This is a genomic window from Enteroscipio rubneri, assembly GCF_963929405.1.
Taxonomy (GTDB): Bacteria; Actinomycetota; Coriobacteriia; order Coriobacteriales; family Eggerthellaceae; genus Enteroscipio; species Enteroscipio rubneri.
In genome coordinates this window covers 32,810-58,113 of record NZ_CAWVIN010000001.1, presented here as the reverse complement: position 1 = coordinate 58,113, position 25,304 = coordinate 32,810, and the positions used below count along the sequence as shown (strand labels likewise).

Annotated in this window: 17 protein-coding genes; 7 read left to right on the top strand and 10 right to left on the bottom strand. The window is 64.1% G+C overall.

Features of this window, described 5'->3' with window-relative positions; translation table 11 throughout:
- Positions 1-144 precede the first annotated feature (144 nt).
- Positions 145-4,560 carry a DNA-directed RNA polymerase subunit beta' gene (locus ABGT83_RS00235; protein WP_103264086.1) on the bottom strand — a complete coding sequence of 1,472 codons (4,416 nt, stop codon included), beginning with the start codon at positions 4,558-4,560 and terminating at the stop codon, positions 145-147.
- Positions 4,561-8,097 (bottom strand): DNA-directed RNA polymerase subunit beta, encoded by a 3,537-nt coding sequence (locus tag ABGT83_RS00230; protein WP_103264085.1) that lies wholly within the window; start codon positions 8,095-8,097, stop codon positions 4,561-4,563.
- An 849-nt stretch (positions 8,098-8,946) separates the two neighbouring features.
- Here ABGT83_RS00230 and ABGT83_RS00225 point away from each other — a divergent pair.
- Both ABGT83_RS00225 and ABGT83_RS00220 read left to right on the top strand, forming a co-directional pair.
- Positions 8,947-9,270: a type II toxin-antitoxin system prevent-host-death family antitoxin gene (locus ABGT83_RS00225; protein WP_346685414.1), complete on the top strand. Its 324-nt coding sequence runs from the start codon at positions 8,947-8,949 to the stop codon at positions 9,268-9,270.
- On the top strand, positions 9,270-9,605 hold the full coding sequence (locus ABGT83_RS00220; protein ID WP_346685413.1) for a type II toxin-antitoxin system RelE family toxin: 336 nt from the start codon (positions 9,270-9,272) through the stop codon (positions 9,603-9,605). Before ABGT83_RS00225 ends, ABGT83_RS00220 begins: the two co-directional genes overlap by 1 nt.
- Here ABGT83_RS00220 and nrfD read toward each other — a convergent pair.
- Positions 9,494-9,988, bottom strand: a complete 495-nt coding sequence (nrfD, locus tag ABGT83_RS00215) for an NrfD/PsrC family molybdoenzyme membrane anchor subunit (protein WP_346685411.1) — start codon at positions 9,986-9,988, stop codon at positions 9,494-9,496. The genes ABGT83_RS00220 and nrfD overlap by 112 nt on opposite strands.
- Positions 9,989-10,374: 386 nt before the next feature.
- Between nrfD and ABGT83_RS00210 the strand changes: the two genes are divergently transcribed.
- Together ABGT83_RS00210 and ABGT83_RS00205 are read left to right on the top strand one after the other, a co-directional pair.
- Positions 10,375-11,052, top strand: a complete 678-nt coding sequence (locus ABGT83_RS00210; RefSeq protein ID WP_346685409.1) for a YczE/YyaS/YitT family protein — start codon at positions 10,375-10,377, stop codon at positions 11,050-11,052.
- Complete coding sequence (locus tag ABGT83_RS00205; RefSeq protein WP_346685408.1) at positions 11,049-12,116, top strand: lactonase family protein; 1,068 nt, start codon at positions 11,049-11,051, stop codon at positions 12,114-12,116. Before ABGT83_RS00210 ends, ABGT83_RS00205 begins: the two co-directional genes overlap by 4 nt.
- Positions 12,117-12,253: 137 nt before the next feature.
- Here the strand turns inward: ABGT83_RS00205 and ABGT83_RS00200 are convergent, their stop codons facing one another.
- Together ABGT83_RS00200 and ABGT83_RS00195 are read right to left on the bottom strand one after the other, a co-directional pair.
- A complete protein-coding gene (locus ABGT83_RS00200) occupies positions 12,254-13,108 on the bottom strand; it encodes a DUF4097 family beta strand repeat-containing protein (RefSeq protein WP_346685406.1) in 855 nt (284 codons plus the stop codon).
- Positions 13,105-13,839, bottom strand: a complete 735-nt coding sequence (locus ABGT83_RS00195; protein WP_346685405.1) for a helix-turn-helix transcriptional regulator — start codon at positions 13,837-13,839, stop codon at positions 13,105-13,107. The genes ABGT83_RS00200 and ABGT83_RS00195 overlap by 4 nt, the downstream gene beginning before the upstream one ends.
- A gap of 245 nt (positions 13,840-14,084) precedes the next feature.
- On the opposite strand from ABGT83_RS00195, the gene ABGT83_RS00190 reads away from it, so the two are divergent.
- Entirely contained in the window at positions 14,085-15,746 is a 1,662-nt protein-coding gene (locus ABGT83_RS00190) for a sensor domain-containing diguanylate cyclase (RefSeq protein WP_346685403.1), read from the top strand.
- Between the two features lie 10 nt (positions 15,747-15,756).
- Positions 15,757-16,311 carry a TetR/AcrR family transcriptional regulator gene (locus ABGT83_RS00185; RefSeq protein ID WP_346685402.1) on the top strand — a complete coding sequence of 185 codons (555 nt, stop codon included), beginning with the start codon at positions 15,757-15,759 and terminating at the stop codon, positions 16,309-16,311.
- A gap of 495 nt (positions 16,312-16,806) precedes the next feature.
- Here the strand turns inward: ABGT83_RS00185 and ABGT83_RS00180 are convergent, their stop codons facing one another.
- The 4 genes from ABGT83_RS00180 to rlmB form a co-directional block, all read right to left on the bottom strand.
- On the bottom strand, positions 16,807-18,705 hold the full coding sequence (locus tag ABGT83_RS00180; RefSeq protein ID WP_346685401.1) for a hypothetical protein: 1,899 nt from the start codon (positions 18,703-18,705) through the stop codon (positions 16,807-16,809).
- The gene (locus ABGT83_RS00175; RefSeq protein ID WP_346685400.1) at positions 18,702-20,837 is read right to left on the bottom strand and encodes an efflux RND transporter permease subunit; all 2,136 of its coding nucleotides are present in this window, start codon (positions 20,835-20,837) and stop codon (positions 18,702-18,704) included. Before ABGT83_RS00175 ends, ABGT83_RS00180 begins: the two co-directional genes overlap by 4 nt.
- Before the next feature lie 160 nt (positions 20,838-20,997).
- The gene (locus ABGT83_RS00170; RefSeq protein ID WP_346685398.1) at positions 20,998-21,534 is read right to left on the bottom strand and encodes an NYN domain-containing protein; all 537 of its coding nucleotides are present in this window, start codon (positions 21,532-21,534) and stop codon (positions 20,998-21,000) included.
- Positions 21,535-21,543: 9 nt separating this feature from the next.
- Positions 21,544-22,290: a 23S rRNA (guanosine(2251)-2'-O)-methyltransferase RlmB gene (gene rlmB / locus ABGT83_RS00165; RefSeq protein WP_103264065.1), complete on the bottom strand. Its 747-nt coding sequence runs from the start codon at positions 22,288-22,290 to the stop codon at positions 21,544-21,546.
- 487 nt (positions 22,291-22,777) lie between these two features.
- Between rlmB and ABGT83_RS00160 the strand changes: the two genes are divergently transcribed.
- Positions 22,778-24,289, top strand: coding sequence for a DEAD/DEAH box helicase (locus ABGT83_RS00160; RefSeq protein WP_346685396.1), 1,512 nt, complete (start codon positions 22,778-22,780; stop codon positions 24,287-24,289).
- A gap of 151 nt (positions 24,290-24,440) precedes the next feature.
- Here ABGT83_RS00160 and fdhD read toward each other — a convergent pair whose 3' ends face one another.
- Complete coding sequence (fdhD, locus tag ABGT83_RS00155; RefSeq protein ID WP_346685395.1) at positions 24,441-25,217, bottom strand: formate dehydrogenase accessory sulfurtransferase FdhD; 777 nt, start codon at positions 25,215-25,217, stop codon at positions 24,441-24,443.
- Positions 25,218-25,304 lie beyond the last annotated feature (87 nt).

The following is a 25,304-nucleotide window of genomic DNA, read 5'->3' as shown; positions in this document are numbered from 1 at the left end:
AAGCGAGTTCCGCACGAGCCGAACAGCCCGGCGGGCTGTTCGCGCGAGCTCAGGACCGTCCGAGCGACTGGGCGTTGCCCGGCGAGCCCCGCTCCGAAGGCTCCCAACAGAGAGGGGCGCGCCTCAGCGCGCCCCCAGTTTCCGCTATTCCTCGATCTCGTCGTCTTCGGAGGCGTTGGCCGCTTCCTCGGACTCCTTCGTGGTCAGGCCGAAGCCGAGCGACCCCACCGAGCCCAGAAGCGCGTCGAGCTCTTCCAGGTTGCGCTGGTAAGAGCGGGGCGGCAGGGCCTCGCCCAGCATGTCCTCGCCCTCCGTGTTGAAGGTAGGGGGCTCGTCGCCGCCGATCAGGATGGTGTCGTCTGGGCTAAACACCATGTCGAGCAGCTGCGACATATCGTCGCTCGTGGCGGCCAAGTCGTCTTCAATCATGTACGAAAGATCATGCTCGGCCAGACCCTCCTTCAGCTCCTCGATGGCTTTCACGCCGATGCCCTCGATTCGCAGCAGATCCTCTTCGGTATGGCCCACGAGGTCGGCCACCGTCTCGATACCCGCCTCGCTGAACTTGTTGGCCCACCGCTGCGACACGCCCAGATCGTCGTAGATGTACAGGCGCGCATCCTCGTCGGACAGCTGCGGTCCGCGGCGTCCGAGCGAAAGCCCGCTGTAGTAGCTGCCATAGTTCGAACCCATGTTGAGGTAGCCGTCGTCGAGCGACCAATCCTGCGGCTGCGGCAGCAGGTCTTCGATCTCGCGAAGCGCCTCCGGGGCGAAGTCGGGCAGCGTCTCGCCCTGCACGCCCGCGACCGGACGACCCTTATAGGTGAGCCCCACCTCGTGGTAGCGCGCAAGACCCGTACCAGCCGGGATGGGCTTGCCGATGATAACGTTCTCCTTGAGGCCGGCCAAATGGTCGATCTTGCCCTCGATAGCGGCGTCGGTAAGAACCTTTGTCGTCTCCTGGAACGAAGCTGCCGACAGGAACGAGTCGGTGGCCAGCGACGCCTTCGTGATACCCAACAGCAGCGGCTGGCCCACGGGCGGCTCCTTGCCCTCCGAGATAAGCTCGTTCGCCGCCTTGTCGAACTCGAAGCGGTTGACCTGACGGCCGGGCAAGTAGTCGGAATCGCCAGCGTCGAGCACGGCCACCTTGCGCAGCATCTGGCGCGCGATGACCTCGATGTGTTTGTCGTTGATGTCCACGCCCTGGCTCACATACACGCCCTGAACCTGGCTCACGATGTAGCGCAGCGTCGTGTTCGGATCGGTGAGGCGCAAGAGATCGTGCGGGTTCACCGAGCCCTTGGTGAGCTGCTGGCCCACCTTCACTTCGCAGCCGTCCACGACACCCGGCACCATCTGGGCACGGGCGCTCACCACGTACTCGCGGTAGTTGCCCTGCTGGTCGTGGATCGTGAGGGTCTTGGACTGCTTGTCGCCTGCGATCTGCAGCGTGCCGGAGATCTCCGCGAGGACGGCGAGGCCCTTGGGCTTGCGGGCTTCGAAGAGCTCCTGGACGCGGGGCAGACCGTGGGTGATGTCCTCGCCGGCGACGCCGCCGGTGTGGAACGTGCGCATGGTGAGCTGCGTGCCCGGCTCGCCGATGGACTGAGCGGCGATGATGCCCACCGCCGTGCCGATGTTCACCGGACGCGACGTGGCCAGATCCCAGCCGTAGCACTTCTGGCAGATGCCGTGGTCAGCGTGGCAGGTCATGACCGTGCGGATGACGACCTCGGTCACGCCGGCATCCTCCATAGCCTGAAGCTGGCTCATCGCAGTGATGTATTCGTCACCAGCCAACACGACATCGCCATTCGTGCCCACGGCGTCTTCGAGCAGGCAGCGCCCGATAAGGTTCTCGTCGAGATCGCCTTTCTCGTTGTGCAGCGGGTAGGGCACGCCATCGGCGGTGCCGCAGTCGATCTCGCGGATGATGACGTCCTGGGCCACGTCCACCAGGCGGCGGGTCAAGTAGCCCGAGTCGGCGGTGCGCAGCGCGGTGTCGGCCAGACCCTTGCGGGCGCCGTGCGTGGAGATGAAGTACTCCAGCACCGACAGGCCCTCGCGGAAGTTCGCCTTGATGGGTCGGTCGATGATCTCGCCCTTCGGGTCGGACATCAGGCCGCGCATGCCGGCAAGCTGGCGGATCTGCTTGATGTTGCCTCGAGCGCCGGAGAACGCCATCATGTAGATGGGGTTGAACTTGTCGAAGTTCTCGGCCATAGCATCGCCAACTTCTTCGTTGGCGGCGTTCCAGATGTCGACGACCTGCTTATGGCGCTCGTCGGGGCTCATAAGACCCATCTCGTAGTCCTCGTCGATGGCGGCGACTTTCGCATCAGCCTTCGCCAAGATCTCGGCCTTGTTCGGCGGCACGGTGGCATCGTACACCGACACGGTGACGCCGGCGCGCGTGGCGTAGTGGAAGCCCGCGTCCTTGAGGCCGTCGAGAATTGCCGGCACCCGGGAAAGCTCGTAACGGTTGCACACGTCCTCCACGAGACGGCTGATCTCCTTCTTGTTCATCTCGTAGTTGAGGTACGGGTAGTCCTCGGGCAGCACGTTGTTGAACGTGATGCGGCCGATAGTCGTCTCGATGCGCTCGCCGGCCTTGTGCTCTTCGAACACGTTGTAGGCCGTGGCCACCTGCGTGTCCCTGGCAAGGCGCACCCAGATCTTGGCCTGCAGGTCGAGCTCGGCGCGGGCGTCGTAGGCGTTCATGGCGTCGTCGAAGTCGATGAACGCGCGGCCCTCCCCCTCGAAACCGTCGCGAGCGGCCGTGAGGTAGTACAGGCCGATAATCATGTCCTGGGTGGGCACGGTCAGCGGACGGCCGTGTGCCGGCGACTTGATGTTGTTGGCGGACAGCATGAGTACGCGGGCCTCGGCCTGCGCCTCGGCGCCCAGCGGCACGTGCACGGCCATCTGGTCGCCGTCGAAGTCTGCGTTGAAGGCGGTGCACACGAGCGGGTGCAGCTTGATGGCCTTGCCCTCGACGAGCACCGGCTCGAAGGCCTGGATGCCCAGACGGTGCAGCGTGGGGGCACGGTTCAGCAGCACAGGGTGCTCGGTGATGACCTCTTCCAGCACGTCCCACACGTAGCTGGCGCCGCGGTCGACGGCGCGCTTGGCGGCTTTGATGTTGGCGGCGTACTCAAGCTCCACCAGGCGCTTCATGACGAAGGGCTTGAACAGCTCGAGCGCCATCTGCGACGGCAGGCCGCACTGGTGCAGCTTGAGCTGCGGGCCGACGACGATGACCGATCGGCCGGAGTAGTCGACGCGCTTGCCCAGCAGGTTCTGGCGGAAGCGGCCCTGCTTGCCCTTGAGCATGTCGGAAAGCGACTTCAGCGGACGGTTGCCCGGACCCGTGACGGGACGGCCGCGGCGGCCGTTGTCGAACAGGCTGTCGACAGCCTCCTGCAGCATGCGCTTCTCGTTGTTGACGATGATCTCGGGCGCGCCCAGGTCCAGCAGGCGCTTGAGGCGGTTGTTGCGGTTGATGACGCGACGGTACAGGTCATTGAGGTCCGACGTTGCGAAGCGGCCGCCGTCGAGCTGCACCATGGGGCGCAGGTCGGGCGGGATCACCGGGATGACGTCGAGGATCATATCCGTGGGCTTGTTCGTGGACTTCAGGAACGCGTCGACCACCTTGAGGCGCTTGATGGCCTTGGCGCGCTTCTGGCCTTTGCCGTTGGCGATGACGTCGCGCAGCTCGTCGGCCGTCGCGGCCAGGTCCATGGCGTCCAGCAGATCGCGCACGGACTCGGCGCCCATGCCGCCCGTGAAGTAGTCGCGGTAGTTCAGGCGCATCTCGCGGTACAGGGCCTCGTCGGGCACGAGCTGCTTCGGCTCGATCTTCATAAAGGCGTCGAACGCGTCCTGGCGCAGGGCCTTGCGCTCGTTGAACTCCTCGTAGATGTCGGCGATCTCTTCGTCGACCTCCTCGGGGCTCATGCGCTCGTCCTCGTCCACGTCGTCGACGAAGTCGTCGTCCTCGGGCACGTAGTCCGCGGACAGCTTACGCGTGGCCTCGATGAGGCGGTCACGCTCGGCGTCCAGCTCCTCAAGGTCGGCGGCCAGCTCGTCGCGCAGCTCATCGGCATCCTCCTCGCGGGCCTCCTTGTCCACCGACGTGATGATCGAACTCGCGAAGTACAGGACTTTCTCCAGCTCCTTCGGCGGGATGTCCAGCAGGTAGCCCAGGCGCGAGGGCGAGCCCTTGAAGTACCAGATGTGGCTGACCGGCGCGGCCAGTTCGATGTGGCCCATGCGCTCGCGGCGCACCTTGCTGCGCGTGACCTCCACGCCGCAGCGCTCGCACACGATGCCCTTGAAGCGCACGCGCTTGTACTTGCCGCAGGCGCACTCCCAGTCCTTCGTCGGGCCGAAGATTTTTTCGCAGAACAGGCCGTCCTTCTCGGGCTTGAGCGTGCGGTAGTTGATGGTCTCGGGCTTCTTCACCTCGCCGCGCGACCAGCCGCGCACGTCCTCGGCGTTGGCGAGGGAGATGCGCAGGGCGTCGAAATTAGTGACGTCGAATTCCGTCGTCATTTACAGCTCCTCCCCTTCTCCGATGAGGTCGTTCGTTTCGTTCGTGGTATCGCCCATCAATTCTCCCAGCTCGGCGGCGATGTTGTCGAGCGCGTTCGCCGCGTCGTCTTCTTCGGTCTTGCGCGCGTCGGCGGCGATGGCCTCGAAGAGCGCCCGGTCGGCGTCCTCCTGCCCGTCGATCTCGCGCGTCACGTCGATCGCCTGATGATCGTGGCCCTCGAGCTCCACATTCAGGCAGAGCGACTTCATTTCCTTCACCAGCACCTTGAAGGACTCGGGCACCTCGGCGGCCGGGATGTTCTCGCCCTTGACGATGGACTCGTAGGACTTGACGCGGCCGGCGGTGTCGTCGGACTTCACGGTGAGTATCTCCTGCAGCACGTTGGAGGCGCCGTAGGCGTAGAGCGCCCACACCTCCATCTCGCCGAAGCGCTGGCCGCCGAACTGCGCCTTGCCGCCCAGCGGCTGCTGGGTGATCAGGCTGTAAGGACCGGTCGAGCGCGCGTGGATCTTGTCGTCCACCATGTGGCCGAGCTTCAGGATGTAGCTCTGGCCGACCGTGATGGGCTCGCGGAACTTCTCGCCCGTGCGGCCGTCGTAGAGCCACGTTTTGCCGGTGCGGGACAGCTGCGGCACGAACTCGTCGCGCGCCTTCTCGCCATACTTGTAGTGGTTGTAATTGATAAGATTACGGTTCGCCTTCTCGATGGCGTCGGAGATCTCCTTTTCCGTGGCGCCGTCGAACACGGGCGTGGCCACATGCATGGGGCCTTCGACAACCTCTTCCGTCTCCTCCTCGTCGGACCATCCCCACTTCGCGGCCCAGCCCAGGTGGTTCTCCAAAAGCTGTCCCACGTTCATACGGGACGGAACGCCGAGCGGGTTCAGGATGACGTCGATAGGGGTGCCGTCGGCGAGGTAGGGCATGTCCTCCACCGGCAGCACGCGGGAGATGACGCCCTTGTTACCGTGGCGTCCGGACAGCTTGTCGCCCTGCTGCACCTTGCGCTTCTGAGCCACGTAGATGCGCACGAGCTCGTTGACGCCCGGGGCCAGCTCGTCGCCGGCATCGCGGCTGAAGCGGCTCATGCCGATGACGCGGCCGCCGGAGCCGTGGGGCACCTTGAGCGACGTGTCGCGCACCTCGCGGGCCTTCTCGCCGAAGATGGCGCGCAGCAGGCGCTCCTCGGCCGTGAGCTCCGTCTCGCCCTTCGGCGTGACCTTGCCCACCAGCACGTCGCCCGGGAACACCTCGGCGCCCACGCGGATGATGCCGTCGGCGTCGAGGTCGGAGATCATGTCGTCGGAGATGTTGGGGATCTCGCGGGTGATCTCTTCGGGCCCCAGCTTCGTGTCGCGCGCATCCACCTCGTACTCGGAGATGTGGATGGACGTGAGCAGGTCCTCGGCAACCACGCGCTCGGACACGATGATGGCGTCCTCGTAGTTGAAGCCCTCCCACGGCATGTAGGCGACCATGAGGTTCTGGCCCAGCGCAAGCTCGCCGCCGTCGCAGCTGGGGCCGTCGGCAAGCACGTCTCCGGCCTGCACTTCGTCGCCCTTGCGAACGATGGGACGATGGTTGATGCAGCCCGACTGGTTCGAACGCTGGAACTTCGGGATAAGATACTCGTCGTATTCGCCGTCGTCGTTCAAGATGATGATGGTCTGGCCGTCCACGTAGTCCACGATGCCCGAGTTCTGGGCGACGAGGATCTCGCCGGAGTCGACCGCGATGCGATGCTCGATGCCGGTGCCCACAAGCGGCGCGTTCGGCCGCAGCAGCGGCACGGCCTGACGCTGCATGTTCGAGCCCATGAGGGCGCGGTTCGCATCGTCGTGCTCGAGGAACGGGATGAGCGAAGTCGCGACCGACGTCATCTGGCGCGGGGAGACGTCCATGTAGTCCACCTGCACGGGCGGCACCTCGTCGGGTTCTCCGAATGTGCCGGATGCGTCCTTCGTGCGGCACAGCACGCGCGCCGCCTTGTGGAACTCGCCGTTCTCGTCGAACGTGCCGAACTCGCGCGTTTCGAGGTTGAACAGGTCGTTGGCCTGCGCGATCGTGTAGTTCTCCTCCTCGTCGGCGGTGAGGTAGTCGATCTCGTCGGTCACCTTGCCGTCCACGACGCGGCGGTACGGCGTCTCGATGAAGCCGTAGGGGTTGATGCGGGCGTAGGTTGCCAGCGAGCCGATGAGGCCGATGTTCGGACCTTCAGGCGTCTCAATGGGGCACATGCGGCCGTAGTGGGACGTGTGGACGTCTCGCACCTCGAAGCCGGCGCGCTCGCGGGACAGGCCGCCGGGGCCCAGGGCTGACAGGCGGCGCTTGTGCGTGATGCCAGCGGCGGGGTTCGTCTGGTCCATGAACTGGGACAGCTGCGAGGAGCCGAAGAACTCCTTGATGGCCGCCACGATGGGGCGGATGTTCACGAGGCTCTGCGGCGTGATCTCGTCGGGCTCCTGCATACTCATGCGCTCGCGCACGACGCGCTCCATGCGGGACAGGCCGATGCGGAACTGGTTCTGGATGAGCTCGCCCACCGTGCGGATGCGACGGTTGCCGAAGTGGTCGATGTCGTCGGTCTGGACGCCCTCGTCGCCTTCGTGAAGCGCAACGATGTACTGCATCGTGCGCACGATGTCCTCGTCGGTGAGCGTGGACGCCTCGTAATCCGGGTCGAAGCCGAGCTTCTTGTTGATCTTGTAGCGGCCAACCTTCGCCAGGTCGTAGCGCTGCGGGTTGAAGAACAGGCCCTCGAGCAGCGTCCGGGCGGAGTCGATGGTGGGCGGCTCGCCGGGACGGAAGCGCTTGTACAGCTCGATGAGCGACTCTTCCTTCGTGGTGGCCGGATCGCGGTCGAGCGTGCGCAGCACCATCTCGGAGTTGCCAAGGAGCTCGATGATCTCCTCACGCGTCTCGGCCAGGCCGAGGGCGCGCACGAGCAGTGTTGCCGGCTGCTTGCGCTTGCGGTCGATGCGCACCGACAGGATGTCGCGCTTGTCGGTTTCGAACTCGAGCCATGCGCCACGGCTGGGGATGACCTTGGCGTTGTACAGGGTCTTGTCGGACGCCTTGTCACGCTCGGAGGCGAAGTAGACGCCCGGCGAGCGCACGAGCTGGGAGACGACGACACGCTCCGTGCCGTTGATGATGAACGTGCCGCGCGGAGTCATGAGCGGGAAGTCGCCCATGAAGACGTCCTGCTCCTTGATCTCGCCCGTCTCGCGGTTGATGAAGCGTATCTCGACGAAGAGCGGCGCCTGGTAGGAGACGTCCTTCTCCTTGCATTCGTCCACCGTGTACTTCGGCTCGCCGAACTCGTGCTTGCCGAACTCCACGCACATGTCCTTGGTGTTGTTCTCGATGGGGCTGATGTCCTGGAACGCTTGCGCTAAACCTTCGCCCTTGAAGAACTCGAAGCTGTCCGTCTGGATGGCGATCAGGTTGGGGACGTCCATGACGTCCGGAATCTTCGCGAACGAGCGTCGATCCCTGTAAAGCCTGGTCTGATCAGTCGTTTTTCCTTGAGCCACGAGGCTTTTCCTCCTTCATGTGCACCCGCAAAATTGCGAAAAAGTCGCAAGTTCCGAAAATACACGCGGAGCGAGGCCAAGTCAAGAAAAATTTTTACGAACTGTGGGGATTTGCTGTTGATTCTTGTGTTTAGCTGGGACGATGAGGCGGAAAATTTTTGGTTGCGGAGGGGGTTTCGGACCTGCGGGACGGCCGTCGCACGCGCCGAAGGGTCCGGCGCTCTGCGCGAAGCGGCAAGCATCGCCATTTCCCAACCCTCGTGCGTCATCCAGCCGGCGAAAGCCGCAAGCCTACGGTGACGATCGCACCCAGGTAGGCAGCAGCGTCGCGGTAGAAGGGCTCGCGGGCCTTCTCGGCCACGCGCTTCGCGAAGCGGGGCATCCAGGAGCGGGCGTGCTGCCATCAGTGCGCGCCGAATCGTGCAACGAATGGCAACTAATCTTCGAATTCGGAAGAATCGCCCGACCTTTGCATAAAGCTCTTTCGGGCGACCTGGTCCTTTGCTAGAGAGCCTTCTCGAACACCGCCGTGGGGCAACCCAGATCTTCCGAATCCGAGAATTTTTTGCCATGACGAAGAGATCCCGCGTTAAAGAGAGGGTTGGATTCCAGAAGATGCGGTCTTCGACTACTCCGCCTTTGCTTCAACCGGCTTCGCCTTCGCGCCCGCCTTCCCTGTCGGACGTCTCTGGTACGAAGGCCTCGTTGAAGTCGCTCGGCACCATCAAGGTACTGCCCGCTTCGCACACACTCTCGTTTCAACTACGGTCGACCGCCTTTTCGCAAAGTTGCAGTATAGATGAAAATCTGCTATCTTTTTTTCATTCATAAATCTTGAAAGGGTTCAGTATGGGATACGCAGCAGACATTCTCAACAACATAATCCCCATCAGTGACTTCACACGAGGTAAGGCAGGGCACGCTTTCAACCAGGTGCGGACAGGCGCGCCGGTCATCGTGGTGAGGAACAACGTTCCCGCCGCCGTCATGGTCTCTCCCGAAGAGTACGACCGGCTCTCCGAGGACTCGGAGAATCTCTACCTCCTGCAGGAGGCGCTTGGACGGCTTGCGAAAAACGAAGGCGAGCCTCGCCTCACGCATGAACAGCTACTGCAGGAGCTCGGTGTGACGCAGGTCGACGTCGATACCCTTCCTGACGTGGAGCTCGAATAATGCCGTGGGCCCGGGAGTACCTGCCCGAGGCGCTCGACGACCTTCGTCGCCTCGACGGCTCGGTACGCCTTCGCGTCCTGAAAGCGTTGGACAAGATCGCAGCCAACCCGCGCCCGTCAAGCGGAAGCGAACCCGGCTACGGCAAGCCCCTCGGCAGCAAAGGAGGAACCGACCTCACCGGCCTGCTCAAGGCGAAGCTCAAACGCGATGGCGTGCGCATCGTCTACAAGCTCGAAGAGCGCGACGGGGTGATGCTGGTAATCGTCATCGGGATGCGAACCGACGATGAGGTGTACCGCGAAGCGGCACGTCGCAAACGAGCGCACGGCATGTGATCAGCTACAACAATAGCAGGCAGGGCAGCGCTACTTCGCGCCATGCGGTTCACCCGCTCGTCCGGCTCCGCGAAGAACGCGGCGATCGGCAGGACGGCCGCACCGCACGAGAGCGACGGCAGCGCGAACAGCACCGGGACGAGGGGCGAATGCCAGAACACCACACCGGCCGCATCCTGCAGCAGCAACCCCGTGTACAGCATGACCACGATGTCCACCAACACCGAAAGTGCTTCGGCCGCCCGCATGACGGAACGCACGATGGACGGCAGATACGCGAACCGCACCGCCGCCAAAAACGCTCCGAGAAGCGCCAAAGCCGCCAGCGCATAGGAACCGACCGTCAGATACGTCGGCGACGGACGCAGGAACAGAGCCTCCACCCGGTCGATGCGCCCCAGGTCGAACAGTAGGAACAGCGCAGCCCAGCACGAGTGCGGCCAGACCTGCCAGCAGGCCGAACGAGATCGTGCACTCCACCGGCGAGGCCTCGTCCACCGAGACGCGTGCCGACGCGCCGAAGGGCGTGCGCGCCCAGGCGAGATCGAGATGCCCGGAACCCGAGTGCAGGAAGGGCGAAGCGCTTCTAACGCGCACGGCGAGACGACACATGCAGCGGCACGTTCGCGTCACCAGCCGCTAACAACTGCGCAACGGAGGGCCGAGGGGCAGCTTGCGAGCCCCGGGCCCTATGCGAGACTCGATCGCACCTGCCTTCGCATCGGCTTCGGGCAACGGCGGGAACCGGATACGAGAGGAGCGCCGCGCCATGGCGAAGTGGCTGGATTTGAAGCACACGTACAACCTGAAGGGCAAGCTCCTGTTCTCGTGCCTGGGCATCGTGTGCATCGCGCTGGGCACGTCCATCTGCCGCGTGGGAGGGGTCGGCGTCGATCCGTTCACGGCCATGAACCTGGGGCTGAGCGCGCGCATCGGGATGGATTTCGGTACGTTCCAGCTCATCGTGAACCTGATCATCCTCGTAGCCGTATTCAGGTTCGACAAATACCAACTTGGATTGGGCACCATCATCAACATGGTGGCCGTCGGCTATCTGATCGAGTTCTTCACCTGGGCCTACCACCTGCTTCCCTGGCAACCCTCGGGGTTCGTGAGCGCAGGCGTATACCTCGTAGTCGGAACGCTCTTCTTCACGTTGGGCGTATCGTTGTACCTCAAGACGCGCATGGGCGTGGCGCCCATCGACGCCATCGCACCCGTCATCGTGGCGCGCACGCGCTTCACCTACACGCCCGTGCGCATGACGCAGGACATCACGGTGGCCATCATCGCCATCATAGCCGGCGGGCCCATCGGCGTGTTCACCATCATCGCCGCGTTCTTCACGGGGCCGCTCATCACGATGTGGAACAAGGTGGCAACGCTGCGCCTATACCGGCGATTCAAGGTACTCGACAAGCAGGAGCTCGCGCAGGAGGCGGCATGACGGCGCAGAGGTCTGAGCAGGCGCTGTTCGCGGGAACGTACACGGACGGCAGGGCCGGCGGCATCTTCGAGCTCGCCTTCAACGAGGAGGCGGGCTCGCTGCGCATCGTGCGCGAGGCGGGGAAGGCGCCGAACCCCTCGTTCGTCGCACAGCGTGGACGGCATCTCTACGCCGCACACGAACTGGACGATCGGAGCTGCCTTGCCGCCTATGCGATCGAAGGCGACGGATCGCTCGTCTGCCGCGGCGCGTGCTCTTCGCCGGCGGATGCCGGGACGTGCTTCGTCGCCGTCCACCCGGACGGGCGCTGCCTGTACGGTGCGAACTACCAGAGCGGATCGGTCGGCCTGTGCCTGCTCGCATCCGACGGAAATCCGCGCGGAGGACTGCCGTCCGTGCACCATGCGGGCGGCGGGCCGAATCGCGAGCGGCAGAGCGCGCCGCACGTGCATTCTGCGAGCTTCGTCCCGGGAACGGACCTGCTCGCCGTCGTCGATCTGGGCTGCGACACCGTCACGCTCTACCGAGCGGGGACCGCGGGCGCGCTCGACATGCCCCCGGCCGAGGTCGTGAGGGTGCCCGGCGGTTCGGGGCCGCGCATGCTCGCGTTCCATCCGCGCCTTCCGGTGGCCGCCCTCGTGAACGAACTCGCGAACGACGTACTGCTGTTCCGGTTCGATCGGACTGGGCTGAACTGGAAGCGGATCGGTCGTCTGGAGCTGCCGACGGCGCGCGGCGACGCGTCGCGAAGCGGCCGCGCGGTTCTGGCGGCCCATCCTGCGTTCTCGCCAGACGGGAGCCGCCTGTACGTATCGGTGCGGGGCAGCGACCGGATCGCGCTGTTCGACATCGACGGGAGCGGGAGCGCATCGGCGCGGGCCGACTACCCATCGGGCGGGCGCGGGCCGCGCCACATCTCGCTTTCCCCCGCCGGCGATCGCTTGGCCGTGGCGAACCAGGACAGCGACGAGGTGGTCCTGTTCGCGCTCACTGCGAACGGCCGGCCGATCGAGGAGATGCGCATCGCCGTCCCTCGGCCCTCGTGCGTCGCATGGGAACGGTGATCCCCTGCACGCGCTCCCCGCGCGGGACGGGCGCGCAGCCGGAAACCGCGCGGATGCGGCATGCGCGCGGTCTGCGCCGTCGGGCGCCCCGGTGCGCACGCGCCGCGCCCGCCCGCACGCCGGGCCGCGCTGAACCCCTAGCTCTTCTCGATCGCGAAGCTGCCGCTCGCGATGAAGATGTCGAACGAGGCAGAACCGTCGCCCACGACGCCCCCGCCCTGCGATGACGGGAAATCGCTTCTGAATGACCCCGACGCCTTGTCGACGCGCGCCGTGAACCCGCTGTCTTCGGGCAAGGCCACGACGACCGATCCGCTGGCCACCTCGGTCACGAGATCCTGTGGGCACGCCCCCTCGCACGATACGCGTGCCTCCCCCGAAGCCGTCTTCAAGCGGACGCTTCGGCCGAACTCGCCTGCTACGTTCATCCTTCCGCTCGCCACATCAACCGCAAGATCCTCAGCCCGCATGCCGCGCACATCCATCTCGCCCGAAGCCAGCTCCACGTCAAGCGTGCGGCAGCCGATGCCCTCCGCCGAGAACGACCCCGACGCGCCCGAGAGCCGGACGGCGTCGAACCGCTCCGCCGCGCTCTTCGGTATGCGCACCTCGAGGTCCCGCCGCCCAAACAGCGCGCTGCACGAGAATCCCGAGCCCTGCTCCACATGCAGTGTGCCGCCCGAGACACCCCAGCGCATCTGCTGCCCGCGCGGTGCGCTGCCCACCAGCGTCTCCACCAGTTCGATGCGGCCGTTCGCATCGGCGTCGTCGACCACGACCACGCGCGCGTCGCCCGCCCCCCACCCGATGTCGAGGCTTTCCACCTCCTGAGCGTCGATGCTCGCGCTCCCCTGCGCGGTCGCCGTTCCGAACCGTGCCCCGAACGCCGAGCAGCCGCTCCAGCCGCCAAGCCCCACAAGCCCGATCGCCAGCGCTCCGAGCACGATGATCAGCGCTATCTTCGTCGTCGATTCCCTTGTCAGCCTTGTCATGTCCGCCCCCGCCTTCCGTTAGCGCTGATCGGCCCGATAGTTCGGGTCGTTCTCGATGATGTGGGCGATCCAGTAGTACAGCGGAATGGTGAGGAACACGATCCACGCTGGATGCCACACGCCGCACAGGAAGCCGAGCGCAAGGAATATGATGACGCACAGCACCGGATAGGGGAAGGTCGTCCACGGCCCGCGCTTTCGATGGCCGCCCGCGTCGTGCTCGGCGCCGGGCTGCTGCGCACGATACGGCTGCTGAGGCTGCGGTTGGACGGGCTGACCGGATGGCGGAGGTGGGCAGGCGGTCGCCGACATCTGCCGGAGGACGTCGCCTGCTCGAGGGACTCCGTCTGCGCTTGCTCTGCCGTCGCACGCGCCTGGGCAGCAGCCACGGCAGCCTGGGCAGCCCGCACCGCCGCCTCGTTGGCGCGCACGGCCGCCTCTTGCGCCTGAATCTGCGCACCCCTCGTCGCTCCCGCTTCGACGGCATCTCGGTCGCGCTCCTCGAAGCGCACGTCGTCCTCGATGTCCTCCTCCACGCGCAGAAGCTCGTCCACGGTCACGCCGTAGAGCTTGGCAAGCGCCACAAGATTGCCCGTGTCGGGAGACGACTCAGCTCGCTCCCATTTCGAAATCGCCTGCCGCGACAGTCCCAACTGCGCTGCAAGCTCCTCTTGGCTATACCCCTTCTCGCGCCGCATCGTTGCGAGGCGCTGGGCGATCTCGACGTTCATGAACGATCCCTTTCTCGGTTTCTCTGTCATGCGTTCCTCTCTCCCCCAGGCTACGGTTGCATCGCCCGTTGCACCAGCATGTCCGGTATTCATTTTACGCAACCGACGGTTGCATCCACTTGCGAAGCATCGGATATCGTGTCGAATCGAAAACAGATGGGCCCGAAACCGGCGCATGCGGGCCCCTTCGAGAGTGATCGTGCGATACAATGGGTAAACCGCTCAAATAGAAGGGGGGGGGTATCGTGTATCGCAAAACGCTGCGTATTTGCCTGTTCGGCTGCGACGACCAAACCGCAGAAGCGATAGCGCGCATCAAGCCCCTCGACCGATTCGAGCACGAGGTTTTACGTCGCGATGCGCTGGATGCCGCTGCATTCTGCTCCTGCTCCATCGCCGTTGTCGATGCGCGCTCGCTTGCGCCCCATGACGCGGAAAATGACCCGCAGGCCTTCCGCCCAGCCGCAGATCTCAGCGCACTTCAAGAGCGGCGACGTGCCGAGCGTATGGACCGGTTCGGGACCGTCGCCGTCATCGCAGACGCCTCTGATGCGGCCGCGTGGACGTCCGAAGACTTCACCTTCATCGACGCACTATGGACAACCCCCCTCGACGAGGCCCGCTTGGCCTTTGAATTCGGACGCTTGCAGCAGGCCGCCGAAACCGCCGCGGATCTGAACCTCGCGCGCACCTACCTTGATACCGCCATCGACTCCATCCCCGATCTCGTGTGGTTCAAAGACGCCGCAGGATCGCATCTCAAGGTGAACGACGCCTTCTGCTCCGTCGTCGACAAGACAAAGCAGCAGGTCGAAGGTCGTGGCCACTACTACATTTGGGATATCAGCCCAGAAGAATACACTACCGGAGAGTACGTGTGCCTGGAGTCGGAGGAAGAGACGATGCGCGCCGGACGCACGTGTCTGTTCGACGAGCAGGTGAAGACGCCCCGGGGCATGCGCCAGTTCAAAACGTACAAGACGCCCCTTTTCGACGAGGATGGCACCGTCATGGGCACCGTGGGCATAGCCCACGACGTCACAGCTTTGGGCAACATCGCCAACGAGCTAGACATCGTGCTGAACGCCATCCCCTTTGCCGTGACCATCGAGGATGCCGACGGCATCGTCCTCAATGTGAACCGTGCCACCGAGGAGCAGTTCGGCATCCGCCCCGAACTCGTCGTGGGAAAACGCGTGGAATCCTGGCCGGTCGAACTGGTCGCGCGCGAGGATCCTTCCAACATCGCACGACCCGGCACGAGCGAATTCGCCGCGCGCATCGGCGGCAAGGTGCGCACATTCGTTTCTGCCGAATCGCCCATTGTGGACGTGTTCGGCAACAAGACCGGAAAGATGCGCATCGCGCGCGAGACCACCCTCGAGCGGAAACTGGAACGACGCGTGCTCGAAGCCGCCCGAACCGACTACATGACAGGCCTGTTCAATCGGCGCTTCTTCCATGAACAGTTCGCAGGGCGCGACATGGCGGGCATGCAGCGCACGCCGCTGGCGGTCGCGACGATCGACCTCGACGGGTTCAAAGAGGTTAACGACCGTTACGGTCACGACGCGGGAGATCGCACCCTGATGTTCGCAGCCGACTTGCTGAAAGATGCATTCGACGACGGCCAGGTCATTCGCTGGGGCGGCGACGAGTTCGCCGTGGTGCTGGCCGGGTCGGCAGCCGAGCATGCCCGCGAGCGGGTTGAGGAAGCGCTCGAACGGCTGCAGCTGGAATCCGCGCACAGCGAGATCACCGTCGCGCTTTCCGGCAGCGCGGGCATCGCGACGACGGATGACCCCTGCCTTCCCATTGACGAACTGGTCAAACGCAGCGACCGTGCGCTCTATCGCGCCAAACACAGCGGCAAAGCGCGCTGCTGTATGTACGGCGAGGACGACTAGGAGGTGTGTTGTGGCCGCAGAGAAGGTCGATCGCCGCGTGCGGTACACGAAGCGCGCACTCACCCAAGCGCTCGTTCAGCTCGTGCAGGAGCGCCCCGTCTCCAAGATCTCCGTCAAGGAGCTCTGCGAGCGGGCCGACGTGAACCGAAGCACCTTCTACGCCCACTTCCGCAACCCTCATGACCTGCTTCAGAGTATCGAGAACGATGCGCTTGCCGATCTGAAAGCGCATCTTCTGGCCGACGACAAGCCGCGTACGGCGAGCGTGGTCAAAGTGCTCGAGTACGCACAAGACAACGCCGAGGTGTTCCTCATGCTCCTCGAGGAGAGCGACGGCGGATTCCAGCGGCAGATTATGGAGCTGGCGCACCTCGTCGACCTTCAGCCTTCGGATAGGCAGGGCGTGAGCACTCCCGACAGCTTGGAGTATATGTACCTGTTTGCCGTGTCGGGAGCGCTCGGTATGCTGTCGCACTGGCTGGAGAAAGGCACGCCGCAGTCGCCCGACGAGATGTCGGATCTGCTGCTGCGCATCATCCAGCACGGCATCGAGGAACGCGCCTAATACTATCCCAGCCGCCACGAACAATTCATGTCGATGAGGAAGCCCGCCGTCATACCAGGATTGGCATGGCGTAGAACAGCGCGTCACGACATCCTGCGTCAAATCAATGGTGGCTTACCAGCGGATGGAGAAGAACGCGGCACAAATATGGGCTTATGCAAAACCCATCTAACGTTAACTTCAGTTTTTCACAACTCCTGAAATTCTGACCTAGTGTTTTGCCGCCCACCCTCCTTTCCCTCTTGTCAATGAGCTTAGAAGAATTTGCATACCTTCGAATCTGTGCCACGAAATGACGCATCCGTTTTCGTGCCGCTCTGCATTGTCCAGCCAACCTCAGCTGGAAAGTAGATGTCGGAGCCTAAAGGGGCCCCAAATCGCCGCCGAACCAAGAAGACTATGCAAACACACCCGACAGCGTCACTACACATCCAGCCTTACGGGTGCGGCTCAAGAAAATAGCGATATAGTGACCATATGAGTATACTTTCTTGATTATCCTTGAAAAAGCGCAATAAAGCGATCCCAGATCGAAAGCTCAGCCTCGGGCTCCTCTTTCGGCTCCGCCTCCGGCGCCTCGATGGGAGGCGTGGCCATGACGAATTGGACGGCGCTCACGTTCGGGTTCTCGCTCGATGCGAACGACACCGGATCGAATTCCGGGAAATCGTAGTCGGCCATCGCCTCCTCGATCTGCTGGCGCATGGTCTCAGGAAGGTCGATTGTGGCCTCGTTCAGCTCCGCCATGCCGCCGGCCACCTCGGAGGCTCCCCCCACAAGCCGATCGGAGCCTCCGGCCAGCGATGAAGCACCCGACTGGAACTGCGCATACGCGCTCGAGAGCGTCGAAAGACCCGCTGCGTATCGGGCGAGGCCGTCGTGGAACGCGCCGTACTCGCCCGACAACCGTTCGAGGCCGTCCGCCAGCTGAGCGAGCTGTTCGAACTGGGCCGGATCGAAGGAGCCTTCCATTTGGGAAGCGAGCGCGCGGAGGCGCGCGGCCTGCTGGGCCAGGGATCCCTCGACCGAAGCGTCGGCAGCCAGGGCACCCACCAGCTGCCCGGCGCCTGCGAACGCCGCACCATCGCCATAGGAAGCCTTGACGGCCTGCGCCGCGGCGTATGCCTCCGCGAGCTTGTCCACGGTGGCGACATCGGAGGCCGTCCCGCCAGACGAGGCGGCGCTTCGCAGGCTCGCAAGCTCGGCCTCGGTCACATCACCGGGGATGGCCGACACGGCCGAATCTAGCGCCGCGAGCGCCGCATCGTAGCCGCCCTTCAGACTGCTCGCGCTCACTTGCAGCGCGTCCAAGCCGTCGGCCAGCCCGCGTAGCACATCCGGCAGCATGCCCAGCTGGTCGAGCTGCGAGAAATCCGCATTGGAAAGACCGTTCGCAGCATCGGCCAGAGCATCCCCGATCGCACCCGAAGCCGTCACGATATCGGCCGACGACCCGTCGAGCGCCGTCAGCGCTGCGCCGATCTCGCCCGCGCCCGACGACAGGCCGCGAACGCCGCCCGAAAGCTCCTCGACGCCTGCCGCGAGCGATTCCGTGCCCTCCGACAGCCTGCTCACCGCATCCGAAAGGCCCTCCATATCCGACGCCATCCCCTCCGCGTCGGGCAGCTCCATTACCGAGGAGTACGGCAACGCGACGATCTGCACCCCGTCCATGGAGAAGCCGTCGACGTGCGCCGTCAATTCGAAGTCCCCGTCGTGGCCGGGAAGGACCGTGAACGCCACCGTCGTGCTCTGGCCGGCGCACGCGATCGTCGCGCCTTCAGCGGCCACGTCAAAGCACGACTCGTCCGGAAGCGTGAACGTAATCTGCAGCATGAAGCTGTCGTAGAATGCGGGGTCTGCCTCGTCGGCGCGCGCCGTGGACGCATGGATAGAAAGCTCACCCGACGCACCGGCCAACTCTGCGGCCGGAACGGAGCGTCCGTCAAGCTCGTAGCTCAGCGAAACATTCCACGGAAGCGTCGTCTGGGCAGCGTTGCCCTGGTAGGCGAATGCGCCCTCCTCGGCTTCGAACGCCGTCCGTTCGCCCGTGCGCTCTAATTCGGCCTCAGCCGTCAGGTTCTGGACCGAGGAATAGTCCCCGTAGTCGACGATCATGCCGGGCGAGGATACGTCGAAGCGGTTGACGATATAGACCGCCTGCGGCGCGCCGTCCGTTGCCAGATTCGCGTACACCACCTCGGACTTCTCGAACGATGCAGCATATTCCGAGGCGTCACTCGCTTCCGAGACAGCATTCGCGTCGGAGGCGGCGTTCGCTCCCTCGGCGACGCCGTCGCGCGCGAGCGCGAACGCGCCAGGAATGCACGTGATCGAAAGAGCGGCGGTCAAACACGCGACGAGGGCGGTGCACGCAAAGCGACGATTCTTCATGAGGCATCTCCTTCACTCGAAGGCAGGGTAGGCGCCGCATCCGGCTTAAAGAAGCTCGCATGCCAGGTGGCGCGGCGGATGACGGGATCGAGGTAGATAAGCAACCCGGGCAGAAGGCACGTGACCAGAGCGAGCGACAATAAAGCCCCGCGTCCGAGCAGCAGCCCCAAGCTGGACACGGCCGAGATCGACGAAGAGAAGGCGAGCGCGAATCCCGCGGTAGCCAATATGCCGGCCGACACAAGCAGCGATGGGAACGTCTCGCCAAGCGCGCGCTTCACCGCCTCGCGTGCGGGCGCAACGCGGCGGTGGGAGAGATAATGCGTGGTCAGCAGAATACCGTAATCGATCGTGGCGCCCAGCTGCACCGTATTGATGACGAGGTATCCGATGAAGTTCACCTCGGTTCCCGTGAAATACGGGATAGCCAGATTGATCCAGATGCCGGCCTCGATGGCAAGCAGCAGCACGAAGGGCAGCGCAAGGGATTTGAATGTGATCATCACGACGAAGAAGATGGCCACGATGGCCACGAGGCTCACCACCACGTTGTCCACGGCCACGATGTTCTTCATATCGTAGAGGTTCGCGGATTGCCCTGCCGTGTAGAACTCGTCGTAGTGTTGGGCGGCAGCATGCTGGACAGCCTCGACGGTGCTGAAGGCCGTATCCCCCTCCACCTCGGTATCCACATAGGCGATGATGCGCGCGAAGTCCGTCGAATAGAACTGCTCGGTCACACTCGGATCGAGGAACTCTTCAGGCACGGCAGCGCCCACAACCGACACGTACGAGAGGACCGAGGTCACATGGTCGAGTTGCGCAAGGTTGTCCGACAGAGCCGCTTCAGCCGCGACATCACCGCGTGGCACGAGCACGGCGATCGCGTTCTGCTTCCCGAAGACCTCGTTCACCGCCTGTACGTCGGCACCGGCGCGCAGGCTCGGATCGGGAACGCTGTTCTGATAGCTGAACACTGTGTGCGATTGTCCAAGGAACGCGGGCACGAGCAGTACGAGCACGACGAGCAAAGCCGGAATGCGCACTTTGCGCAGTCCGCGATCCACATTGCGAAACGACGGCAGCAAGGGCCGATGGGCCGTCTTGTCGATAATCCTGTAGAGCAGAAGCGTGAGCGCCGGCAGCAGGGCCATGACCGTGACGAAGCTGAGCACGATGCCCTTGACCAAGTTGATGCCCAGATCGGCGCCGATCTGGAACTGCATGAACGCGAGCGCTGCGAAGCCGAACAGCGTAGTGGTAGCGCTCGCCGCGATGGTGGGCATGGAAGCGCGCATGGCGCGCGCCATCGCCTCCGCGACATCGGAGGTGCGGCCCCTCTCGGCTGCGAACGCGTGCAGGAGGAAAATGGCGTAATCGAGCGACACTGCAAGCTGGAGGATGGGGCTCACCGAGAACGTGACGAAGGACACCTCGCCGAACGCGATATTCGTTCCCATGTTGATGAGGATGGATACGCCGATGGCTGCGATGAACAGGACCGGCTCGATCCACGACAACGTGGATAGCACCAGGAGCAGCACGATGACGGGCACGAGGATGGCCACGGCAACGAGCACCTGCTCGATCATGCTCGCGCGCATCTGCGCAGTATCGGCTGCATCGCCCGAAACGGCGTTGCCTGCGCCCTCCTCGTCGACGAGCGCGCGCAGTGCGGGAACGGCGTCGCTCTCGGCCCCCTCGGCAACCGTGACCTGGAACAGCGCATTGCCGTTCCGATAGTAGGTTTCCACCGTGCTCGCATCGAGCATGGGGAGCGGCACGGCGACATCGGCCGCGTCATCGAGCCACAGGACGGATTCAACGCCCTCCACTGCGGCAATCTTGTCTTTCAGCGCGAGTGCGCGAGGCACGTCCACATCCCGCACGAGCACGTTCGCATTCGGCATGTCCTGCGCGAACTGCTCCTCCATGATGGCGACCGCTTTGGTAGACTGCGCGCTGGGAGGAAGGTAGTCCGCCATGTCGTAGTTGACCTTAACGAAGGGGATGAGAGCGGCGCAGCCTACCGCGGCGAGAAGAAAGAAGGCGACCACCGCTTTGCGCTTGGCTATGATGAAGTGGATGAATCGATCCATCGCCCGTTCGCACGCTCCGTCCAGCTCGGCCATGTCACACTGTGCGACTCTCCCCTTCCGCATGATAACCAACACAGTGTTGTGGAACAACCGACAGTTCGGGACAAGCTGACCGTAACCCGACAGTTATTGCAGATGTGTCTGGAATTCACGAAACCGGCACGGGACCGCAACCCGCTCGTGGCCCGACCGGCTACGCCTCGTCGCGCAGCGCCTTCAGCTTGGCGAGCGTGTCCGCGTCGATGCGAGCGGCTACGGTGTTCTTCTCGGCCACCTTGGGCGTCTCGTCGAGACGCGCCTCCTCGTAGAGCATGGACACCTCGTGCGAGAACCCGTCCGCGCTCATGCGATCGACGCCGCCACCGAACACAGTGTCCTGGACGGTGGCGTCGCTCGTGACGACGAGCGTCTCCACCTGGCGCTCACGTGCGTCGTGGGCGAGCTTCTCGATCACCTTGTCGGCCGACTGGCCGGACGGGCTGAACATGATGCGCACGCCGCCCACGCTCTCGGCTTCGCCGGTAGAGAATTCGTTGCGGCCGCCGTCGAACACGATGATGGCGCGCCAGTCGCGCCCCGCGTATCCGATCACGTCGTTGACGAGCTCCTCGCGGGCTGTGTTGAACGAGTCGTCGGTGTAATCGGGTCCTGTTATGTCGCGATAGCGGCTACCCGAGCGCAGCACGTTGTACCCGTCTACGATCAACAGTTTTTTTCGTTGCTTCGCCACGAGTTCAACCTACGAATTTTGCCGCAGCCACTCGTACATGCACGCCGTGGAGGCCTGGGCGACGTTGAGCGAGGCCACCTCGCCCTCCTGGGGCAGCTTCACCAGAAAGTCGCAGCTCTCCTTCACCACGCGGGACAGGCCTTCGGCCTCGTTGCCCATAACGAGCGCGATTTTACCTTTGAGGTTCGCCTGCCAGATGATGTCGTCGGCCTGCTCGCTCGCCCCGGCTATCCAAAAGCCGCGCTCTTTGAGGCGCGCCATGACCTGGATGAGGTTCGGCACGCGCGCGACCGGCATGTGCGCGATGGCGCCGGCAGAACTCTTGTACGTCGAAGCCTCCACGCGCGCGCTGCGCTTATTGGGGATGACCAGGCCGCAGGCGCCCACGGACTCGGCGCTGCGCGCGATGGCCCCCAGGTTGCCGGCGTCGGTGAGGTGATCGAGGATGACGACGAGCGCCCGACCGCCGTGCTCGTCGGCGTAGGATGCGGCCGCGCGCTCGATTTCGGTAATGTCCACATAGACGTAGGGCTTCGTCTCCGCCATAACGCCTTGGTGGCTACCGCGATCCGACACCTCGTCGAGTAGCTTGCGGGGCACGGTTTTTACCGGCACGTCGAAGCGCTTCGCCTTGCGCAGGATGTCCTCCACCAGGCTATCGCGCTTTGCATTGTCCGCCAGCAATACGCACTTGATGGGCACCTGCGTGCGCAGCGCTTCAATGATGGGGCGCTTGCCCTCTATGTAGTCTGCCATGTTGTCCTCGTGATTCGGCGGCCGCCGCACCGTGAGGGGGGGCGAGCCGGCAATGGTTTCGTCGTCGGGGTCATTATGGCAGATGCCGCGCTCGTCGGATGACGACGGCGCCCATCTTCAGCGATTCGCCATGCACGATGCGTGCGGTCAGGCCGGACGGCGAACGAGAACCGGACGAGAGCAATACTCGCACGATGTTCGCGATGTGCATGGGCCGCCCATGCACATCGCGAACATCGCCGCAGTTGTGGAGTTTCGCGCACAAGCTGCGTCCTTTCGAGCGTTCTAGGCGACGCGGCCTCCGCCAACCTTCATACTGGACAACCGCTTCACGCGAAATTCTTTCTCGTTTCTCTTATGCGCGCCTATGACGCTTACGGATGGCAGAAAGCGGCTCGAGTCAAGCGCAAGCACGCCGCAGGAGCGGGTGCAACCACGAGGCATGCCGCAGAGGGCGGATGCCCGTCGAAGAGAAACGGAAACGAATATGACCGCATTCGCCGACCTCGGCTTGTCCAAAGACGCGCTTCTTGCCGTCGAGAAGCTGGGATACGACCAGCCCACCCCCGTGCAGGAGCAGTCCATCCCCCTGGTCTTGGAGGGCCGCGACCTCATCGCCGCCGCCAGCACCGGCACCGGCAAGACCGCTGCGTTCTTGCTGCCCACGCTGAGCACGCTGCCTCGCGTGCGCGGCCGCAACCGCGCTCCGCGCGTATTGGTGGTCAGCCCCACCCGCGAGCTCGCCCAGCAGATCGCCCGTACGGCCATGCAGATCTCCCGCAAGACCGGCCACTTTGTGACCACCGTGTTCGGCGGTACGCCCTACGGTCCGCAGATCAAGGAGATCCGCGGCGGCACCGATGTGCTCATCGCCACGCCCGGACGCTTGAACGACCTCATGGATCGCGGCGTTATCGATCTGGGCAGCGTGGAAACGCTCGTGCTGGACGAGGCCGACCGCATGCTTGACATGGGCTTTCTTCCCGATGTCACCACCATCGTAAACGCCACGCCGGAATGCCGCCAGACGCTGCTGTTTTCCGCCACCATCGACCGCTCCATCGAGAAGAACCTCGGTTCGCTGCTGCGCGACCCTGCCGTGGTGGAGATTGCGCACAAGGGCGAAACGGCCAAGACGGTCGAACAGTTCGTGATGCCCGTCTTGAACCACAAGAAGCCCGAGCTTCTGCAAGCCGTACTTGAAGAGAAGGGCTCGGAGCGTATCATTGTTTTCGCCCGCACCAAGTTCCGCACCGAGGAATGCGCAGAGACCTTGTGCCGTGCCGGCTACAAGGCCGAGTCCATCCACTCCGACAAGTCGCAGGGACAGCGCCGTCGTGCGCTCGAGAACTTCCGTCGCGGCAAGACGTCGGTGCTCGTGGCCACCGACGTGCTGGCGCGCGGCATCGACGTGCCGGAAGTCGACCACGTGATCAACTTCGATCTGCCCGACATGCCCGAGGACTACGTGCACCGCATCGGCCGTACGGGCCGTGCGGGCGAGCAGGGCTATGCCATTTCGTTCGTCACGCGCGAGTCGACGCGCACGCTCAAGGACATCGAGCGGCTCATCGGCAAGGACATACCATTCATGGATCTGGAGAACTACAAGCTGGACGCGTCGGTGCTGCAGAAGCCCAAAAAGGGTGGCAAGGGCGGCTACAAGGGCTCGAAGCCGAAGTACGGGAAGGGGCCGCGGAGCGACTCTGCGCGCGCCGGGCATACGGCTTCCGCCGGCAAGAGCACGGACAAGCGCTCGCAGGACAACCGACCCGGCCGCGGCAGCCGCGCCGAGGGACGTCGCTTCGAGAACGACAAGCGCGAGGGCGGTCGCAGCCGCAACGCTGAAAGCGCTAAGCTGCGCCTCGAGAGAAAGGGCGCCCAGCGCTCCAGCGCCCCCCGCAGTAAGAGCAACGGCGCGCAGCAGAAGAGCGTCGACGCCGGCAAGAAGACCGTTCGCCAAGGTGAGGGTTACGACTACAGCCGCTTTGCCAAGTAAGCACAGGGCCGGCCGGTCCAACATGATCGAACAAACGACCCCGCACTTCACGAGGAGTGCGGGGTCGTTTACACTCCGCCGCATCGGAACTGCGACCGGGCTCGCTTTGCCGGGCCGGGCAGCTGCGAGGATCGCTCGAAGCCTACCCCGCTCAGAAAGCGATGCGCTCGGAATGGGAGTATACGTTGAACGAGCCGTTTTTGCCGAACCCGATGAGCGTAAGTCCGCCGCGCTCAGCGAGGGCTATGGAGAGGTCGGTCGGCGCGCCCGGTGACACGACGACCGGGCAGCCGAGCCGCACCGCTTTGACCACGATCTCCCGAGGAATGCGCCCGGAGAACAGCAGCACCTTATCCGCCACATCCATCCGGTTAAGCAGGCACCATCCTGCCAATTTGTCAAAGGCGCTATGCCGCCCGATGTCCTCGAACCAGGCGATGATGCCGCGCTCGTCGGTGAGCACGGCGCTGTGGACGCCGCCCGTGCGCCGGAACAGCAGTGAGCGATCCTCCAACAGCTCGATGCGCCGGTTGACCTCAACAGGCGTTACCGTCATCGCCAATGCACGCCCTTGCCGTTCTGCAGGCTTCTCCGCTATGGCCCGATCGGGCGCGCCGAGCGAGCCTTGCGAGAGACGCACCGAAGCGACGCCAGCATCAATGTCAACCGCAACGCCGAGCACCTCTTCGGCGCCGTCGATCGTGCCGTCCGCGAACAGACCTCCCACCACCAGTTCCTTTATATCCCAAGGCGAGCACGTCGTCTCATGATGAAAAACGCCGTCCACCTGCACAGACAGGTAAGCTTCCTGAATAACGGCGTCGGAGCGGTCAATGAAACGACCGGTGCCTCCGTCGAACCTGCGAACCGGCATCTGCACGCATGCAGCCGCCTTCGAACCCGGCTCCACAACAGATGTGCACGGCATGGCGCGCCTCCTTCAACGAACGGGTTCGCTTCCCCACCGCAGAACGAGCAGCGAAGCACAATCTAGATGACGGCGGCCCGGGAGGCG